General features: G+C 53.9%; 14 protein-coding genes and 1 tRNA gene. 7 read left to right on the top strand and 8 right to left on the bottom strand.

Features of this window, described 5'->3' with window-relative positions; translation table 11 throughout:
• Positions 1-540: 540 nt before the first annotated feature.
• From PTW35_RS15590 to rpsU, 5 genes are all read right to left on the bottom strand, one after another.
• Positions 541-616, bottom strand: a tRNA-Ile gene (locus tag PTW35_RS15590).
• Positions 617-808: 192 nt separating this feature from the next.
• Entirely contained in the window at positions 809-2,653 is a 1,845-nt protein-coding gene (gene rpoD, locus PTW35_RS15585) for an RNA polymerase sigma factor RpoD (RefSeq protein ID WP_281025764.1), read from the bottom strand.
• A 93-nt stretch (positions 2,654-2,746) separates the two neighbouring features.
• Entirely contained in the window at positions 2,747-4,507 is a 1,761-nt protein-coding gene (gene dnaG, locus PTW35_RS15580) for a DNA primase (RefSeq protein ID WP_281025763.1), read from the bottom strand.
• Positions 4,508-4,682: 175 nt separating this feature from the next.
• Positions 4,683-5,126 carry a GatB/YqeY domain-containing protein gene (locus PTW35_RS15575; RefSeq protein ID WP_281025762.1) on the bottom strand — a complete coding sequence of 148 codons (444 nt, stop codon included), beginning with the start codon at positions 5,124-5,126 and terminating at the stop codon, positions 4,683-4,685.
• Between the two features lie 27 nt (positions 5,127-5,153).
• The gene (gene rpsU, locus PTW35_RS15570; protein WP_005301411.1) at positions 5,154-5,369 is read right to left on the bottom strand and encodes a 30S ribosomal protein S21; all 216 of its coding nucleotides are present in this window, start codon (positions 5,367-5,369) and stop codon (positions 5,154-5,156) included.
• Positions 5,370-5,553: 184 nt separating this feature from the next.
• On the opposite strand from rpsU, the gene tsaD reads away from it, so the two are divergent.
• On the top strand, positions 5,554-6,576 hold the full coding sequence (gene tsaD, locus PTW35_RS15565; RefSeq protein WP_281025761.1) for a tRNA (adenosine(37)-N6)-threonylcarbamoyltransferase complex transferase subunit TsaD: 1,023 nt from the start codon (positions 5,554-5,556) through the stop codon (positions 6,574-6,576).
• A gap of 65 nt (positions 6,577-6,641) precedes the next feature.
• Here the strand turns inward: tsaD and plsY are convergent, their stop codons facing one another.
• Entirely contained in the window at positions 6,642-7,265 is a 624-nt protein-coding gene (gene plsY, locus PTW35_RS15560; RefSeq protein WP_281025760.1) for a glycerol-3-phosphate 1-O-acyltransferase PlsY, read from the bottom strand.
• Positions 7,266-7,480: 215 nt separating this feature from the next.
• Here plsY and folB point away from each other — a divergent pair, with 215 nt between their 5' ends.
• The 4 genes from folB (at position 7,481) to ltrA (ending at position 11,042) form a co-directional block, all read left to right on the top strand.
• Positions 7,481-7,834 (top strand): dihydroneopterin aldolase, encoded by a 354-nt coding sequence (gene folB / locus PTW35_RS15555; protein WP_044624273.1) that lies wholly within the window; start codon positions 7,481-7,483, stop codon positions 7,832-7,834.
• Complete coding sequence (gene folK / locus PTW35_RS15550; protein ID WP_281025759.1) at positions 7,831-8,319, top strand: 2-amino-4-hydroxy-6-hydroxymethyldihydropteridine diphosphokinase; 489 nt, start codon at positions 7,831-7,833, stop codon at positions 8,317-8,319. Before folB ends, folK begins: the two co-directional genes overlap by 4 nt.
• Positions 8,320-8,327: 8 nt before the next feature.
• Positions 8,328-9,131, top strand: a complete 804-nt coding sequence (locus tag PTW35_RS15545; protein ID WP_281025758.1) for an undecaprenyl-diphosphate phosphatase — start codon at positions 8,328-8,330, stop codon at positions 9,129-9,131.
• A gap of 618 nt (positions 9,132-9,749) precedes the next feature.
• Positions 9,750-11,042: a group II intron reverse transcriptase/maturase gene (gene ltrA, locus PTW35_RS15540; RefSeq protein ID WP_348637735.1), complete on the top strand. Its 1,293-nt coding sequence runs from the start codon at positions 9,750-9,752 to the stop codon at positions 11,040-11,042.
• Between the two features lie 59 nt (positions 11,043-11,101).
• Here the strand turns inward: ltrA and PTW35_RS15535 are convergent, their stop codons facing one another.
• Positions 11,102-12,328, bottom strand: coding sequence for a multifunctional CCA addition/repair protein (locus PTW35_RS15535; RefSeq protein WP_281025757.1), 1,227 nt, complete (start codon positions 12,326-12,328; stop codon positions 11,102-11,104).
• Positions 12,329-12,533: 205 nt separating this feature from the next.
• Between PTW35_RS15535 and PTW35_RS15530 the strand changes: the two genes are divergently transcribed.
• Positions 12,534-14,255 carry an AAA family ATPase gene (locus PTW35_RS15530; RefSeq protein ID WP_281025756.1) on the top strand — a complete coding sequence of 574 codons (1,722 nt, stop codon included), beginning with the start codon at positions 12,534-12,536 and terminating at the stop codon, positions 14,253-14,255.
• Entirely contained in the window at positions 14,255-15,211 is a 957-nt protein-coding gene (locus tag PTW35_RS15525; protein WP_281025755.1) for a general secretion pathway protein GspB, read from the top strand. The genes PTW35_RS15530 and PTW35_RS15525 overlap by 1 nt, the downstream gene beginning before the upstream one ends.
• A gap of 75 nt (positions 15,212-15,286) precedes the next feature.
• Here PTW35_RS15525 and PTW35_RS15520 read toward each other — a convergent pair whose 3' ends face one another.
• Complete coding sequence (locus PTW35_RS15520) at positions 15,287-15,901, bottom strand: TIGR04211 family SH3 domain-containing protein (protein ID WP_281025754.1); 615 nt, start codon at positions 15,899-15,901, stop codon at positions 15,287-15,289.
• Positions 15,902-16,003 lie beyond the last annotated feature (102 nt).

Below are 16,003 nucleotides of genomic sequence, written 5' to 3'. Positions count from 1 at the left end.
ATGTTGAAATACGCCTACAAAATGTGGCGGACATCAAAAAAATGTAACTTCCGTCCAGTTATCACCAGTGATAATACAAATTTTTTCAAAAATATTGCCTTACAAAAGCAGTCGGTTTGCTTTTGTAAGGCATCTCTTGTGAGCCAAAGCTGCCGTTAACCGGGAGGGTCATTGGCAAGGTGTCATGATTATACTGTAGTCCCATGACGCTTGTATGTCTGCCTTACATAAATCGGCAGGCCAAACAAGGGTCGTATACTAACATAGTCAATCTCTTTAATCACCTTGTGATAGTGCGCAAATTTTTAACGCTTGCTCAAAGAGAGGGTGAGATTATCTACATATTTCACAGATTTTTTTTGTTTATTATCAATTGATGATTTATTTAGGAGAGAAAAATAAATCATAAACTTGTTAATAGGTTAAGGTTGCAGCAAGGCGGAAGGGAGTAACGGCATGATCCTAACAGCGTGCTGGCTGAATCGGATCCAAATAGCAAAAGGCCTGAGTGGTTACTAACCGCTCAGGCCTTTCTATATTTGGTGGCCCCTCCCAGACTTGAACTGGGGACCAAGCGATTATGAGTCGCCTGCTCTAACCACTGAGCTAAGGGGCCGAATGGGGGAAATTATATGGGAAGGCTGTCAGCTTGTCTAGCGAATAAACTGGTTGTTTTGCTTGCTTTTTAGGCAGTTAACGGCAAGTGCCGAAGGTCGATAGCGCGGGAGTTAAGTGCTTGATGGTTTATGGAAAGAAATAAAAAACGGGCCGTTGGGCCCGTTTATATAAGCAGTGTCAGGTTGGGTGATTATTCATCCAGGAAGCTGCGGAGCACGTCTGAGCGGCTTGGGTGGCGAAGCTTACGTAGCGCCTTCGCTTCGATCTGACGGATACGCTCACGGGTAACGTCGAACTGCTTGCCCACTTCCTCAAGGGTATGGTCAGTGTTCATGTCGATACCGAAACGCATACGCAGTACCTTCGCCTCACGTGGCGTTAGCCCTGCCAGTACTTCGTTGGTTGCCATCCGCAGGTTAGTGGCGGTGGCTGCATCCATCGGTAGCTGAAGCGTGGTATCTTCGATGAAATCACCCAGGTGCGAATCTTCATCATCACCGATAGGGGTTTCCATCGAGATTGGCTCTTTGGCAATCTTCAGTACCTTGCGGATCTTGTCTTCCGGCATTTGCATCCGCTCGGCCAGCTCTTCCGGCAATGGCTCACGGCCCATTTCCTGCAGCATCTGGCGAGAGATACGGTTCAGCTTGTTGATGGTCTCAATCATGTGAACTGGGATACGGATAGTACGTGCCTGGTCAGCGATAGAACGCGTGATCGCCTGGCGGATCCACCATGTCGCATAGGTCGAGAACTTGTAACCACGGCGGTATTCGAACTTGTCTACCGCTTTCATCAGGCCAATGTTACCTTCCTGGATCAGATCCAAGAACTGCAGGCCGCGGTTGGTGTATTTCTTGGCAATCGAAATAACCAGACGCAAGTTGGCTTCAACCATCTCTTTCTTCGCACGGCGCGCTTTTGCTTCACCGATTGACATGCGACGGCTGATGTCCTTGATACGCTCGATAGACAAGCCCGTATCTTGCTCAAGAATACTCAGCTTGGTGGTAGCACGACGAAGATCTTCTTCGTATGTTTTCAGGCGCTCAGCATAAGGCTTGCCCGAGTTCAGTGCCTCGTCAATCCACTCAGAAGAGGCTTCGTTGCCGGCAAACAGGCCGACAAACGTTTTCTTCGGCATCTTGCTGTTGTCGACACACATACGCATGATCAGGCGCTCGTTGGTGCGCACTTTGTCCATCGACTCACGCAGGGAGCTGATCAGCTTGTCGAACTGCTTCGGGATCAGGCGGAATTGCTTGAAGACTTCAGATAGCTCTTCAATCGCCACCTCAGTTTTCGGATCCTGACGGCCATGAGCATCAATGGCTAGGGCCATGTTCTCGTAGGCTACACGCAAGTCATTGAACTTCTCGCGTGCGACCTCTGGGTCGATACCAGAATCTTCCTCGCTCTCGGTATCTTCGTCTTCGTCTTCTTCCAGATCTTTGTCTTCGTCTTCAAGATCTGCTTCGCTAAGCTCAGAGCCGATGTGTGTTGCTGTTGGGGCCGCAGTTTCTTCTTCATTCGGGTCAACAAAACCAGAAATGATATCGGTCAGGCGAAGCTCTTCGGCTTCCACCTTGTCAAACTGTTCTAGAAGATATGCGATGGCGCTAGGGTATTCGGCAACAGAGCACTGAACTTGGTTAATACCGTCTTCAATGCGTTTTGCGATATCAATCTCGCCTTCGCGGGTAAGTAGTTCAACGGTACCCATTTCACGCATGTACATACGTACTGGGTCCGTGGTGCGGCCAATTTCGCTTTCTACACTTGATAGGGCCTGGGCCGCGGCTTCAATCGCGTCTTCGTCCGCATTGTCTTCTGTCATCATCAGATCATCGGCATCAGGGGCAGTTTCAACCACCTTAATACCCATGTCATTGATCATCTGAATGATGTCTTCCACCTGATCAGAATCGACGATGTCCTCTGGTAGGTGGTCATTTACTTCGGCGTAGGTCAGATAGCCTTGTTCCTTGCCTTTAGCAACAAGTAACTTTAGCTGTGACTGCGGATTTTGCTCCATAGACGATATCCAACTTAGGGTCTGATTGAGAATAGTAGTATGCAGAGATGCAAACCAATAATTATAACAAATTTCTTAATTGATGACTACTTACTAGCCGGGACGGTTGAGTATCAGCAACTGCAATTCCCGTTTCTCTTCGACTGATAAGCCGACGGTTCTCGATTTAGCCTGCAACTTTTCGATTTGTTGTTTAACGCACTGGTCGATGACTTTGTCCATTGCGTCAAGAAAAACATCTAGAGTGTTGTCCTCTTCTTTGGCGAGGGGGAGTTCCCAGGCTGCCAGACGTGCCAGCATCCCTTCACTTTTGCTTCCGCGCCAACCCTCTAGGAGTTGTCCAGTTTTAATATTGGGGTTCGCCCGACACTTTTCAACTATTGTTATCAATAAATTTAGTCCAGCGACTTCAATCCCTTCAAATGCGGCCATATCAAATTCTAGGCTATTCACAAATTCTGGGTTCTGGATCAGCAGGGCGATAACCTCCCGCATCGGGGTACGCTTGATTTCCGGCTGGCCGGCTTTCCTATGTGTCTCGGCCCCTTGCTTTGAGATTAGTTGCTGCAGTTGCTCTTCGTTGGGCAATCCTAGTTTTCTGCCAAGCATCTCGCGCAAATAGAGGCGCAGGGTACCGCCGGGTACTTTATCGATAAGCGGCACGGCCAGGGTGCTGAGCTTGGCCTTGCCTTCGTTGCTGCTGGTATCCACCTGCTGCAGCAGGGTGCTGAACATGAAGTCCGACAGGGTCATGGCCTGGTCGACTTGCTGCTCGAACCCGTCCTGGCCGTACTGGCGGATATAGGTGTCGGGATCCTCACCGTCCGGGAGGAACATAAATTTAAGCTGGCGGCCGTCGTTGAGGTACGGTAGGGCCTGCTCCATTGCACGCCATGCCGCATCGCGGCCGGCCCGGTCGCCGTCGTAGCAGCACACCACGGTGCCGGTCTGGCGGAACATCATCTGGATATGATCGCCGGTAGTAGACGTACCCAGCGAGGCTACGGCATAGTCAACCCCGAACTGGGCTAGGGCGACAACATCCATATAGCCTTCGACGACCAGCAGCCTCTCCGGCTCGCGGTGGGCCTGCAGGACTTCGTACAGGCCATAGAGCTCACGCCCCTTGTGGAAAATCGGGGTTTCCGGCGAGTTGAGGTACTTTGGCGTACCGTCACCCAGTACCCGGCCACCGAAGCCGATCACCCTGCCGCGGCGGTCGTGGATCGGGAACATCACCCGGCCACGGAAGCGGTCGTAGCGTCTGCCGTTGTCGTTTTCAATCAGCATACCGGCACTGACCAGTGCCTGCTGGGCCTGCATATCGCGACCAAAGCGGTTGCGGATCAGATCCCACTGATCCGGCACAAAACCGATACCGAATTTCTTGACTACCTCGCCCGACAGCCCCCGTCCTTTGAGGTAGTCGATGGCAACCTGACCTTCCTGGGTACGCAGCTGGCTCTGGTAGAACTGGGAGATCTGGCCCATCATCTCGTACAGGCCGAGCTTTTCTTTGCTGCGCGCACCGGACTGCCCGCCGCCGCTACCTTGTTCGCGCGGGACTTCGAGCCCCAATTGCGAGGCCAGTTCTTCGATGGCTTCGACAAACTCCAGCCGGTCGAATTCCATCACGAAGTCGAGGACGTTGCCGTGGGCACCGCAGCCAAAACAGTGGTAGAACTGTTTTTCCTGGCTGACCGAAAACGATGGGGTTTTTTCGTTGTGGAACGGGCAGCAGGCACCAAAGTTCTTGCCCTGTTTCTTGAGCTTTACCCTGGCATCCACAATATCCACGATGTCATGGCGCGAGATCAGATCATCGATAAATGTACGTGGGATTTTTCCTGCCATAGCGTGGTGTTACCTGCCTGCGTTGGAGTGGGGTTAGCAAATCAAAGTGTTATCGCCAAGTGATGATAGCATTTTGATTTGTTACCGGAGAAATAATATCGACGGATGCTGAATACGAACAAGCCGCGCAGTCCGGAACCGGATAGCACGGCTTGTTGCAGAATAAGGGTAGGGATTAACCTAGCTTGGCTTTCACCAGCTGGCTAACTTTACCCATATCGGCACGACCCTGAACTTGTGGCTTCAGCACACCCATTAGCTTGCCCATGTCTTGCATGCTGGCAGCACCGGTCGCAGCAATTGCCTCATCCAGCAGAGCGGCGACTTCATCGTCGCTCAGCGGCTGTGGCATAAACTCTTCCAGTACTGTGATTTCGGCAAGCTCGACATCAGCAAGATCTTGGCGACCTGCTGCTTCATATTGAGCAACAGAATCACGGCGCTGTTTTACCATTTTGGTCAGTACTGCCAGCACGTCGTCTTCGGAAAGAGTGATCTTTTCATCGACTTCACGCTGTTTGATGGCAGCCATTACCAAGCGAATAGTGCCAAGACGAGGTTTGTCTTTGGCTTTCATCGCTGCTTTTTGTTCGTCTTTAAGACGTTCAATCAGGGTCATAACACGTTCCTTCTGTTAATCAGCAGATTAGTACAGACGAACGCGACGCGCGTTTTCGCGAGCCAATTTCTTCAGGTGACGCTTAACTGCCGCTGCTTTCGCACGCTTACGTACAGTAGTAGGCTTTTCGAAGTGCTCACGACGACGAACTTCAGAAAGGATACCTGCTTTTTCGCAAGAGCGCTTGAAACGACGTAGTGCTACGTCAAACGGTTCGTTTTCACGTACTTTGATTACTGGCATGTAATACTCACCTCAGAGTGATTCGGTTAATGCTGACGTTCAATAAAGTGTCAGCTGATTAAAAATGGTGCGAAATTCTAATCTGATCTGGGGGCATTTGTAAAGCATTCTGCAACCCCGAACTGGTTAATTTCTGTCAAGGGCGGTAGTATGGCCCCCAATTACCATAAGTATAGAGGTTGTTATGCGTATACTGGGCATCGAAACCTCCTGTGACGAAACAGGCGTGGCTATTTTCGATGATGAAAAAGGCCTATTGGCACATGAACTTTACAGCCAGGTAAAACTGCATGCCGACTACGGCGGTGTGGTGCCGGAGCTGGCGTCGCGTGACCATGTGAAGAAGACGATTCCGCTCATCAAGGAAGCGCTTAACAATGCCGGCTTGACGCCCGCAGATTTGGATGGCGTGGCATATACCGCGGGCCCTGGTCTGGTCGGCGCACTGCTGGTTGGTGCAACTATTGGCCGCAGCCTGGCGTATGCCTGGGATCTACCTGCGGTTGCAGTACACCATATGGAAGGCCACCTGCTGGCCCCGATGCTGGAAGACAACCCGCCTCAGTTTCCGTTTGTGGCCTTACTGGTGTCCGGCGGTCACACCATGATGGTGGAAGTGAAAGGCATTGGCGAATACCAGATCCTCGGCGAATCGATTGATGATGCGGCCGGCGAGGCATTCGATAAAACCGCCAAGCTGATGGGCTTGGATTATCCAGGTGGTCCGCTATTGTCACGCTTGGCCGAAAAGGGCACGGCAGGGCGCTTTACGTTCCCGCGCCCGATGACTGATCGCCCTGGGCTGGATTTCAGCTTCTCGGGCCTGAAGACATTTGCTGCTAACACGATCCGCGACAATGATGATAGCGAGCAGACCCGTGCCGATATTGCCTACGCGTTCCAGGAAGCGGTGGTGGATACCTTGGCGATCAAGTGTAAGCGCGCCCTCAAGCAGACGGGCTTCAAGCGCTTGGTGATTGCCGGCGGCGTGAGTGCCAATAAGCACCTGCGTGAGCAGCTGGAAGCGATGATGACGAAGATGGGCGGCGAGGTGTTCTACCCGCGTACTGAATTCTGTACAGATAACGGGGCGATGATAGCCTTCGCTGGCATGCAGCGTCTGAAAAACCAAGAAACGATGGACTTGGGCGTGAAAGCCTATCCGCGTTGGCCCATCGATCAGCTCAAGCCGATCAAAGGCGAATAAAGCCCACTGTCTATAGAGTGGCAGTTTTGGCACAATGAGTAAGCAACCCCGTGACAGGCTGGATATCAGTCTTGTGGCGGGGTTGTTTTGTTTCTGCGCTGGAGTTTATTCCAGATTTTGCTTTCTTGCCCTTCGAGCAAGCGGCGAACGTTGTCGTGGTGGCGGAAGACGATCAGGCATGACAGCATGGCTACCGGCATGGTGTACTCCGGTTTGACCCACCAAGTAAACAATGGTGCGGCCAGAGCGGTAACCATGGATCCGAGAGAGGAGTAGCCGGTGATTAACACAGTGAGTAACCATGTGCTGATCAGCAGGCCGCTAAGGTCCCAGCCAATGGGGGCCAATGCGCCCAACGCGGTCGCGACACCTTTGCCGCCGCGGAAATGGAAAAAGATAGGGTAGATGTGCCCGAGGCAGGCGGCAATACCGATGAAACCCAGCATAAATGGGTTGATGCCGATAAAGTAGCTCAGCCAGACCGGTAGCATGCCCTTGAGGATATCGCACACCAGTACACTGGCCGCCGCCCCGCGTCCGCCCAGGCGAAGGACATTGGTCGCCCCCGGGTTGCCCGAGCCATTCTCGCGCGGATCCGGCAGGCCGTACAGGCGGCAGATCAGGACGGCACTGGAAATTGAACCCAGTAAATAGGCGCCGATAATGATCATGAGTACAAGTGGTGTCATGCAAGGTCCTGTAGCAAGCGGCCAGAGGGCGCTGATTTAATCTATCGCCGGCCATGATGCATGGGCCAGCATATGATATAGTGCTCAACCAACGCCGGATAGGCAACACGATGATCATATAAATCAAGATCATAGTATATAGACGATTACGACCTGATAATACGCGTTTTTGCTCAAATTAGGTATCCGACCTCTAACAATATTAGCGATTGAACATGGATTCAGTATTTATCGAACATCTAGAAGTCATCGCCACCATTGGTGTGTATGACTGGGAACAGGAAATCAAGCAGAAACTGGTGCTTGATTTGGAAATGGCTCACGATAATCGTCCTGCGGCACAAAGCGATGATGTCGCCTATGCCTTGGATTATGCGGCGGTGAGCGATGCCGTGACGCAGCATATTCAAACGGGTCGCTTCTTGCTGGTAGAGCGCGTTGCTGAAGAGATCGCTAACCTGATCATGACGCAGTTCTCGGTACCGTGGATCAAGGTACGGGTGACCAAGCCGGGTGCGGTTGCCAATGCCCGCGGTGTGGGGGTTGTGATTGAGCGGGGAAGCAAGTGACCACGGTCTACATCAGCCTTGGCTCAAACATCGACCGTGAACGCCACCTTGCGGCGGGCCTGGCCGGTTTGAGCTCGCTGGGCTCGGGCATGCAGGTTTCGACCATTTATGAAGCCGAGCCGGTGGGGTTTAGCGGGCCGAACTTTTTTAATTGTGTTGCTGTCATCGAAACGTCTTTGTCATTAGATACACTTTGGCAGGCGCTGAAGCAGCTTGAGCTGCAGCATGGCCGCGCGCCAGATGCCGCAAAAAATCAGAGCCGTACCCTGGACCTGGATATTCTCCTCTACGGGGATACCGTGCAGGAGAGCTATCCGGTGCTACCTCGCAGCGATATTTACAAGTTTGCCTTCGTGTTGCAGCCCTTGATGGAGTTGTGCCCACATCGGGAGATCCCCGGTGATGGCCGTACGGTAACCGAGCTTTGGCAAGCTTCTCGTTTTGAACAGGCACTTTGGCCTGTTGAGCATCATTTTGTTGTTTAGGGATTGTTATGAGTTATTTTGAAGCCTTTATGCTGGCCCTGATCCAGGGGCTGACGGAGTTTCTGCCGATATCGAGCTCTGCTCATTTGATTTTGCCTTCCGCTATTTTGGGCTGGGATGATCAGGGGTTGGCGTTTGATGTTGCCGTCCATGTCGGAACGCTGGCTGCGGTGATCTGGTATTTCCGCAAGGAGGTGGTTGCCCTGCTATCGGCGTGGTTCAGCTCCATTTTCAAGAAAGAGCACAGTGCCGAGTCCAAGCTGGCGTGGATGATCGTGCTGGCGACGATCCCGGCGTGTATTTTTGGCCTGTTCATGAAAGACATCATCGAGATCTACCTGCGCTCGGCATGGGTCATTGCTTGTACCACGATTTTCTTCGGCTTGCTGCTGTGGTGGGTGGATGTGCGTGCCATGCAGAAAGATGATGAGTATCAGGCGGACTGGAAGCGCTCGTTGTTTATTGGCCTCGCCCAGGCGGCGGCAATGATCCCGGGGACCTCGCGTTCCGGTGCCACCATGACCGCGGCGCTGTACTTGGGCTTTACTCGAGAAGCCGCAGCGCGTTTCTCGTTCCTGATGTCGATCCCGATCATTCTGCTGGCTGGTGGTTACCTGGGGATGAAGCTGGTGGCCAGTGGGGCACCGATCCAGATTGAGGCCCTGACCATTGGTATCGCGGTCTCTTTTGTCAGCGCTTATGCCTGTATTCACGCGTTCCTCAAGCTGGTGACGCGTCTGGGGATGCTACCTTTTGTGGTATACCGCCTGTTGCTTGGCGCTGGCCTGATGGCGTTTCTGCTCACCCAGTAGTCCCTTTTCATCGGATTGATACAGAAAGCCCGGCCATAATGCGCCGGGCTTTTTTTGGTGCGCCGAGCATGGCGTTGTTCTAGGAGGTGAAAGTCCTCTACGGGCTCAGTCGAGCGAGAACCGTTAGCCTATGCAAGGGTGCCCACCGTGAGGTGGGATCTGAAGGAAGCAAACGGCAAAACTTGGTTGTGACGAACAGAAATCTGATAGTAGGCCAGTACAACTTGGGTAACCTAGCCATATATAGAATAGCCCAATGCCTCGACGGGAAGTGTGTACGGGTAAATCAGGCACAACCAAGGGAAAGAACAACGTCTTACCTCGGGAGATCTTATTAGCTGTCTCGGACGAGACTAGTGCAGCAGTGATGCTGCGTGACGGTTAATAAGAAGTCAGCAGAAGGCATAGTACCTTGGGGAAGTACAACCCAAGGGAAGGCCGGAACTGAATATATCAAGAAGCAGTCATTAGACACTCAATCATGTGGAGTCATAGCAAGATGAACAATATCTCTACGTACCAATGGGCAACACCGCAAGTGACGCTCATGGCCACGAAGAATGACAAGCATGTTTGGCGTAGACAGGAGGACGAGTCTTGGTGACCTCCACTCAGTTGATGGAGCAGATCTGTTCATCAACGAATCTGAACCAAGCCCTGAGAAGAGTAAAGAAGAACAAGGGATGTGCTGGGGTTGATAAACTCGACATAGCAGCCACTATCTCGGTGCTTCGGCAGTCTTCCAATGGGCAAGCGCTCCGCCAGAGCCTTCTGGACGGTAGCTATCAACCCCAACCCGTCTTGGGTGTAGAAATCCCTAAACCTAGTGGGGGAGTGAGGCAGCTAGGTATCCCAACGGTACTTGATAGGATCGTCCAGCAGGCCATCACATCAGTCCTGACAGATATCTACGAACCTAAGTTCTCCAACAGCAGTTACGGGTTCAGGCCCAACCGTAGTGCCCACCATGCTCTGGCGGCAGCAAGCCACTACATCAGGGAGGGGCGGGGTTATGTAGTCGATGTTGACCTAGCGAAATACTTCGATACTGTGAACCACGATAGGCTGATGCACAGGTTATCGAAAGATATCACAGATAAACGGGTACTGAAGCTGATCAGGTCATACCTACAGGCAGGCATAATGCGAAACGGGTTAGTCGAGCAGAGGCAACGAGGGACACCACAGGGTGGCCCATTATCTCCGCTGCTATCAAATATCGTATTAGATGAGTTGGATAAAGAGCTTGAACGAAGAGGGCATAAGTTCTGCCGATATGCAGACGACTGCCAAATCTACGTGCACAGTGAGGAAGCCGCAAATCGAGTAAAAGCCTCGATAACGGAGTTCTTGGAGCAGAAACTGAAACTCACGGTCAACCGGGAGAAGAGTGCAGCAACAAGAGTGACAGAGCGGACTTACTTAGGCCATCGCTTCCAACGAGATGGAAGTATCCATATCTCGAAGACAGCACAAACTCACATGAAGAAGCGAGTGCGTCAAATAACGAAGCGGAATCGAGGACGAGAGTTGAAGACAGTAATAGTCGAACTAACTCAATATCTAAGAGGTTGGCAACACTACTTCAAGCTCGCCATGCGGAAAAGCGCGATGCAGCGCTTGGATGAATGGATAAGACGGCGCTTACGGTGCTACCGACTCAAGCAGCGAAAACGCAGACACAGCATAGCGATATGGTTACGCCAAGAAGGCGTAAACGAGCGCAATGCTTGGAAGCTAGCGATGTCAGAGAAAGGATGGTGGCATCTGGCTTTATCGCCGCAGCTCAATCAGGCCATGCCAACGAAACGGTTCAAGGAGATGGGCATGTACTCATTGAGAGATGGGTATGAGTCACTGAAAATATATTCGGAACCGCCGTATGCGACCCACGCTTGTACGGTGGTGTGAGAGGACGGAGGCCGTGAGGCCTCCTCCTACTCGATTGGGCAATGAAGCCGGTGCTGCGGCTAGCGAAGGTGGGTGAGGGCGACGGCGACGGCTTCTGCACGTCTTAGGGCCAGTTGCTCTTTGATTTCCTTACCTTTGAATCCGGCCTCGACGATAGGTTTGACGTCGACAGACTGGGCGGCGGCAAAGGTACCTTCGAAGATATCGGCCTGCGGGTAGGGATCATTTTCGAACCCGGTTCGGCCACGGACATCAGCCCGGCAGCAAGTGGCCAGCTGGGCGACGCGCTCCGGTTTTCGCCAGGCATCGATTTGGTCGAAGATATTGATGAAGGTGGCAGGGCGCAGCGCGGCGGCATGGTGGATCTTGGTGTGCTGGGCACAGACCACGAGGGCAATGTCACGGTACTCGTTGGGTACTCTCAGGCGCCGGCACAGATCGCGTATGGCATCGAGCCCGGTGCGGCAGTGCATCTTGTGGCTTGGGAGTTCTTCCTTCGGAGTCAGGGCCTTACCGAGATCATGGACCTGGGCGGCAAAGCGGATCACTGTTGACGTACTGAGCTTCGCCGCCTGCTCGGCTACCAGCAGGGTGTGGATGCCACAGTCAATTTCCGGGTGCCATTTCTCCGGCTGGGGAACACCGAACAGGGCGTTGAGCTCCGGCATGATCACCGCAAGGGCGCCGCACTGGCGCAGTACTTTTAGGAAGATCTCGGGGCTGTCCGACTGCAGTGACTTCTCCCACTCGATCCAGACTCGTTCGGGTGTCAGTGCAGAGAGTTCACCGGCAACCACCATATCCTGCATCAGCGCCATGGTTTCGGGGGCGACGGTAAAACCAAGATGGGCAAAGCGGGCGGCAAAGCGAGCCACGCGCAGGACACGCAATGGATCTTCGACAAAAGCCGGGGAGACATGGCGCAGTTGGCGGAGCTCGAGATCGCGTTGGCCTTGGTAGGGATCAATAAGGCTACCGTCGTCGGCTTGGGCGATAGCATTGATTGTCAGATCTCGGCGCATCAGATCCTGCTCGAGGGTCACATCCGGTGCCGAGTAGCAGGTGAACCCGGTATAGCCCTGGCCTGATTTTCGTTCGGTACGGGCAAGCGCATACTCTTGTTTGGTTTTCGGGTGCAGGAAAACCGGGAAGTCACTGCCGACCTGGCTGTAACCTTGGGTGAGCATTTGCTCGGGGGTCGCCCCGACAACGACCCAGTCTTTATCTTTCACGGGCAACCCAAGCAGGGCATCACGGACAGCTCCGCCTACTAAATACGTTTGCACTTTTTTATCCTTTTGTCGCTCGGCCTGCAGGCTGTTGTCTGTCGATTATACCAAACCTTGCCGGGTCCCACGAATGGCTTGAGCAAGGCCGAGGTTTGATGGTTAGCGGCTTGTCAGGCTTGAGCTGAGGGGCTATACATTCAGTTAAGGGACAGGTAACTTAAGGGCTTTCCCCTTCCAGGCCAACAAAAAGAGAACACATGGCATGTACAAGGACTTTTTTGGCATCACCGAGCCACCGTTTTCCATTGTGCCTAGCGCACGCTTTCTTTATCTGAGTGAGCGTCACCGCGAGGCGCTGACCCATATGTTGTCTAGCCTCAATGGAGGGGGCGGCTTCGGGTTATTGACCGGAGAGGTTGGTACCGGAAAAACGACGGTGCTGCGGGCGTTGGTGTCACGCCTGCCTCAGGAAACCCAGGTCGCGCTGATTATGAACCCGTCGCTGTCCACCCTGGAGCTGCTTGCCAGCCTGTGCGATGAGCTCGGCATTGACTATAGCGAAGGGGCCACGATCAAAATTCTGACCGATGGGATCTACCAGCACCTGCTGGCTAACCACCGGGAAGGCCGCCAGACGCTGTTGCTGATTGACGAAGCCCAGCACCTGTTGCCGGAGGTGCTTGAGCAGCTGCGTCTGCTGACCAACCTCGAAACCGACAGCATTAAGTTGCTCAAGGTGGTGCTGGTTGGCCAGCCTGAGCTGCAGCAGCTGCTGCAGCAAGATCGGTTGCGCCAGCTTGCTCAGCGCATCACCTCCCGTTATCACTTGCTGCCGCTGACGGAAGACGAGGTGCGGGAGTACATCCATTACCGGTTGCAGGCGGTAGACTGCCTGCATGAGGTTTTTCCTCCGGCCCAGACCAAGCAGATTGCCAGGGCAACCGGTGGGATCCCCCGGCTTATCAATTTGGTGTGTGATAAGTCGATGCAATTGGCCCACCAACAATCAACCCACCAGCTGAACAAGGAATTGGTCGAGCGTGCTTGTAATGATGTCTTGAGCTGGCAGCTGCCGCATTACACTGCGCCTGGTGCCTCCGAGGCCTCTCCCGCTTCGCGTAAGCCGTTGGTCGCGGCGCTGGCGGCTGGGGTGCTTACGGCTGCTGGTCTGGGGTACTGGTCAGGGATAGGGGCGTCGTTTGGCCTTCCTTCCTTACCTTCTGAGCCTGCCATTGCTAAGCAAGTTCCGGCCCATAATTCGGCGCCTGTCGCAAGGGCTGAGGAGCCAACCGCTGCCCGCCAGGCTGTTTCTGCGTCTCCAACGGTTACTCAAGCTGCGCCGACAGTGCAGGCTCCCCCGCAACAGCTCTCTCCTCAAGAGCAGTGGCAACAGGTTGTTAAGCAGGCGGGCTCCGAGCGACTGGCGATGCAAACGTTATATAGCCTGTGGGGATATAGCACCCAGCTCAACCAGGCCAATTGTGAGTCCGGTCGACGGGTCCAGCTGAGTTGCTTTAGCGGCAGTGGCACACTAGAGCAACTGGCACTGATCAACCGCCCGGCGATTGTCGCTCTCTCTGAGCCGGGAGGGGAGGCATATTTTGCCACCTTGTATGCGATTGGCCAGGAGCGGGTTGAACTGTTATTGGCCGGCCAGCGTTTTGCCGTGAGCCCGAAATGGTTATCCCAGCGCTGGAGCGGGGAGTATACCTTGCTATGGCGGCCGCCTCTGGGCGATAACAGTGCTATCCGTTATGGCCAGCAGGGGCCAAGGGTACAGTGGCTCGACCGCCAGCTAAGTCAGTTGCTTGGGGTCATGCCTGAGAACCAGGATACTTTCGAGCAGGCTCTGCTCAACAAACTGCGTCGTTTCCAGCGCGCACAGGATTTATCGGTGGATGGGATCGCCGGGCCACGCACCCTGATGGTGATTGATTCAGCCCTGAATTTACCGGGCCCGACCCTGCAACCGGAGAAAAGTTAATGTCGAAGTTATTATCTGCTCTGGCCCAGTCGGATGCCCAGCGCACCCCGGCAACTCCGCCATCGGTAGGGGCTTTCCGCTCGGGGCCGGCAGCTAAACCCGCCACCCCTTGGCTGCTGCCGGGCGTCGGTTTTGCCCTGCCGGTCATTGGGATGCTGGGGTATTTGTTCTTCCAGCAACAGCAAACGGAACCGCACAAGGTGCCTCAGCCACAGGCACCCGAACATCAGGTTGCTGTTGCGTCGGAGGTGACCTGGAGTCGGGTATCCGTTCCGGCTGCGGAAGGGGGACCGGCACCAGTCCTTGAACCGGCCGCCGAGATTGAGGTGCCGAAGTTTCCGCAAGGCATTGAGAAACTCGATTACCCGCAGCTTTATGCCGAGCCTCTCCCTAGCCAACAGGGACAGCCATACCGCGCACGATCCCCCCAAACGGCATCCGTCCCGGTTCGGGCTGGCAGTGTACCAAATGGCTGGGACAGCGAGCCGGCTCCATTGCCTGCATCGGTTGAGCTGCCGGTTAATAGTTCAGCGCGTAAGTCGGGGAGTTCGGTTGATGATAGTTGGGATCTGGAAGCGCTTGACTATTCGGAGCTGTCACCACAACTGGCGAACCAGCTTCGGGCCGCGATAGCTGCAACAGGAGAGGGCGAGACCCTGCCGCAGCTGCTGCAGGAAGAACGTTTGCCGTCAATGCCGGAGCCGCAGGCGCCGCTAAGTGCCGTTTCGATTGGCGACTTGCCGGCCTCGGTCCAAAACAGGATACCGAGCCTGAACTTCCAGACCCATATTTACTCTTCGTCGGCGGATAGCCGGTGGGTGAAGGTTAATGGCAGTGAGGCCTATGAAGGAGATGAGATTGCTCCGGGGGTGGTGCTGCGACGGATCGAGCCGCGAGCGGTGGTCTTCGATTTTGAGTCTTATCTGGTCTCCATGCCGGCGCTGTCGGAGTGGTAGTCCGCCGCGATTGGACCGGAAATAAAAAAGGCAGCCAAGCTGCCTTTTTTTGACCCTGCTAGAGACTACCGGGGGTTATGCCCAGCCGTTGTTGCGCTTGCGACGGCGCGGGATAAGGTGCGGCAGGATCAGGCCAAACAGCAAACCGCCGCCGGCAACCATACCGCCGTAGGTGAACCAGCGCATCAACAAGTCGTCTTTTTGGGTATCCAGGCGGGCACGTAGCTCGCGGATTTCCGCTTGTGACGTCATTAGTTGCTCGTTCAGTTGGCTGTTTTGTGTTTCCAGATCAGAAATCTGGTCGTTGCGAAGCTTGAGTGACGTTTGCAGGCTAGCGGTTTTCTCATCGCTTGATTCCAGCGCTTCTTCAAGCTGGGCCTTTACTTCGGTCAGCTCTTTTTCTAGGGCCGGAAAACGTACCTTCAAACCCACTTGTGTTGAAACAAAATCAGAGTTGACCCAGCCGGTGCGGCCGCGGTTATCGCGAATTTTGCTAAAACCGGTATCACGGTTAGTTTCCAGTAGCTCGACTTTGGTGCCGGCATTCACACTGCCCATGATACGGAACTGTGTGCTTGGACCGTTGTGCATGTAGGTGAATAGGTTGTCGGAGATATACCGAGTTTGAGCCTGTGCAGGCATGGTCACCATGGCACAAGCGAGTAATAGTAAGCTGATTAGCTGCTTCACAATTTGATTCCTTGGGGGAGAGCCTGTTTTTTCTCTAAGAGGCAAAGTCTAAGAATTTTGTGGGCCGGGTGCAAGAAAAGAGGGAGGCATCGCCTCCCTCTT

It is taken from the genome of Photobacterium sp. DA100 (genome assembly GCF_029223585.1).
In the GTDB taxonomy this organism is placed as follows: Bacteria; Pseudomonadota; Gammaproteobacteria; order Enterobacterales; family Vibrionaceae; genus Photobacterium.
Note: the sequence above shows the minus strand (reverse complement) of the source record. Positions and strands in the feature narration are given on the sequence as shown.

What these genes read in the sequence shown, in the direction of transcription:
- tsaD (WP_281025761.1), top strand. Translation starts at nt 5,554, where the DNA reads ATGCGTATACTGGGCATCGAAACCTCCTGTGACGAAACAGGCGTGGCT.
- PTW35_RS15525 (WP_281025755.1), top strand. Translation starts at nt 14,255, where the DNA reads ATGTCGAAGTTATTATCTGCTCTGGCCCAGTCGGATGCCCAGCGCACC.
- folB (WP_044624273.1), top strand. Translation starts at nt 7,481, where the DNA reads ATGGATTCAGTATTTATCGAACATCTAGAAGTCATCGCCACCATTGGT.
- PTW35_RS15545 (WP_281025758.1), top strand. Translation starts at nt 8,328, where the DNA reads ATGAGTTATTTTGAAGCCTTTATGCTGGCCCTGATCCAGGGGCTGACG.
- ltrA (WP_348637735.1), top strand. Translation starts at nt 9,750, where the DNA reads ATGGAGCAGATCTGTTCATCAACGAATCTGAACCAAGCCCTGAGAAGA.
- dnaG (WP_281025763.1), bottom strand. Translation starts at nt 4,507, where the DNA reads ATGGCAGGAAAAATCCCACGTACATTTATCGATGATCTGATCTCGCGC.
- PTW35_RS15575 (WP_281025762.1), bottom strand. Translation starts at nt 5,126, where the DNA reads ATGACCCTGATTGAACGTCTTAAAGACGAACAAAAAGCAGCGATGAAA.
- rpoD (WP_281025764.1), bottom strand. Translation starts at nt 2,653, where the DNA reads ATGGAGCAAAATCCGCAGTCACAGCTAAAGTTACTTGTTGCTAAAGGC.
- plsY (WP_281025760.1), bottom strand. Translation starts at nt 7,265, where the DNA reads ATGACACCACTTGTACTCATGATCATTATCGGCGCCTATTTACTGGGT.
- PTW35_RS15530 (WP_281025756.1), top strand. Translation starts at nt 12,534, where the DNA reads ATGTACAAGGACTTTTTTGGCATCACCGAGCCACCGTTTTCCATTGTG.
- rpsU (WP_005301411.1), bottom strand. Translation starts at nt 5,369, where the DNA reads ATGCCAGTAATCAAAGTACGTGAAAACGAACCGTTTGACGTAGCACTA.